This is a genomic window from Gilvibacter sp., assembly GCF_013214815.1.
Classification (GTDB): Bacteria; Bacteroidota; Bacteroidia; order Flavobacteriales; family Flavobacteriaceae; genus Gilvibacter.
In genome coordinates, this window is the sequence record NZ_JABSPU010000142.1 from 1 (window position 1) to 1903 (window position 1903).

The following is a 1903-nucleotide window of genomic DNA, read 5'->3' on the forward strand; positions in this document are numbered from 1 at the left end:
TAAGCAAGATCGCTAAGCACTACTATAAGGATCCGATGAAGTATCAAGCCATTTTTGAGGCCAATACGGACATCCTTAAGAATCCGGATTTGATCCACCCAGGACAAGAATTGGTTATCCCTAACCTATAATTGACAATTGAACACAAAAAAACCGCCTTAGGGCAGTTTTTTATTTCTAAACGATAAGCTTTTTAACGGCTTCTGCATAGCCGCGACTCACCCGAACACTGGCACCGCTTTTGACCGTGATATCATAGGTTTTGCCGTATTTGGCTACTTCTTGAATGGCTTGAAGGTTAACCAAAGACGATCGGTGGACACGCAAAAATAGCTTAGGATCCAATTTATCTGCCAAAGCACTGATTCCGTAATTACTCACAAAACTTCCAGTTGCAGTGTGCAACTTGGAATAATCACCATAGGCTTCTATCCATTCAATTTGGGCTACCTCAATAGTGATGAGTTTTTTGTTGGAAGAAACCAAAACCCGCTCGGGGTAATGAGCCGTGTCCATCAGTAAGGTATTGGTCAATGGTGCCAAAGCCTGCTGCGGATCCGACTTAGTCAGACGTTCCACGGCTACCCGAAAGCGATCTTTGGTGTAGGGCTTCAATAGGTAATCTACGGCGTGTACTTCAAAAGCTTTTAAGGCATATTTATCATAAGCCGTAGAAAAGATGATCTGCGGCAGTTCTTCCAAGCGCGTGATCACCTCAAAACCTGTTAGCCCTGGCATTTGAATATCCAGAAAAACTAAGTCGGGTTTAAAGCGATTGATCTCTTTTACTGCGTCAACTCCGTTGTTAACCTCAGCTATAACAATGAGATCTGGGTAATCTTCTAAGTATTCGCGAATCAACGAGCGCCCTGCCTGCTCGTCATCAACAATAATAACCTTCTGCATTAAATGGCAAATTTTATAATGGCTCCTTGAGGTGTATTGTCAAAGATCTCCAATTGCGACTGATACATCTTTTGCAAACGCAGATGCGTATTGGCCAATCCTATCCCTTTGGTAAAAGCAGCTTCCTTGTCAGCAATGCCCACCCCAGTATCGGCTACCTCAAACATGAGTTTCTTCCCTTTTTTAAAGATGCTGATACTGATGGAACCGCCTTCAATAATGGTGGAGAGGCCGTGTTTAATAGAGTTCTCTACCAGAGGTTGCAGGAGCATCGGCGGAATCTTTTCATCGTACAGAGACTGATCGACATTAAATTCTAATGACAAACGATCGCCATAACGAGCTTTCTCCAAATCTAGATATTTGGTTACAAATTCCAACTCTTCCCCTAGAGTGACCAACTCTTCTTGTGATGCGCGTAATTGGTATCTAAAAAGATCAGAAAGCTGCGCGATCATAGTTCGTGTTTTTTCTTGACCGGGAGGGACTGAGGCGTTGATGGTATTGAATACGTTGTACAAAAAGTGCGGGTTCAATTGTGCTTTGATCGCGGAGAGTTCACTCTTTAAAGCCGCTTGACGCAATTCCCCTTCTAATTTTAATTTCTCCTGATTCTTTCTAAAATATTCATAGGCGTGAAAAAATCCGAATTGGATCATATAGAACAGCGCCGGAATATACACATCCCAAACTTCTGCACCTCCCTGCAAATGCCACATGCCCCAAGCTTCACTGAGCTCATAATAGATGAACTTGGACGCAAACACAAAGATGGGCAGCGTGACAATATGCACCAATAGGCGTTGATAGAGTTTCCAGTCCTTGAGCCCTCTAAAGATCAGTAGCCAAACGGGAATCGTCAACAAAAAGAAAATGGTGTACTGCATCCCTCCGCGGCGAATAAAGGTAACCAATTGAAAAATGGCGTCTTCTGGATCGTTATAACCCGCGCGATTCACCCAAAGGGTAATGTGATACATTAGCGCAAAGAGCATAT

Annotated in this window: 3 protein-coding genes; 1 reads left to right on the forward strand and 2 read right to left on the reverse strand. The window is 43.3% G+C overall.

Going from position 1 to position 1903, the window contains the following annotated elements:
* Positions 1-131: LysM peptidoglycan-binding domain-containing protein (locus tag HRT75_RS14650; protein WP_291188340.1), on the forward strand; the 131-nt coding region annotated here is incomplete at its 5' end.
* Positions 132-177: 46 nt separating this feature from the next.
* Here the strand turns inward: HRT75_RS14650 and HRT75_RS14655 are convergent.
* Positions 178-906, reverse strand: a complete 729-nt coding sequence (locus HRT75_RS14655; RefSeq protein ID WP_291188334.1) for a response regulator — start codon at positions 904-906, stop codon at positions 178-180.
* A partial coding sequence (locus tag HRT75_RS14660) for a histidine kinase (RefSeq protein ID WP_291188337.1) occupies positions 906-1903 on the reverse strand: 998 nt, incomplete at its 5' end. The genes HRT75_RS14660 and HRT75_RS14655, both read right to left, overlap by 1 nt.

Coding starts and splice junctions, on each gene's coding strand:
- HRT75_RS14655 (WP_291188334.1), bottom strand. CDS start 906: ATGCAGAAGGTTATTATTGTTGATGACGAGCAGGCAGGGCGCTCGTTG.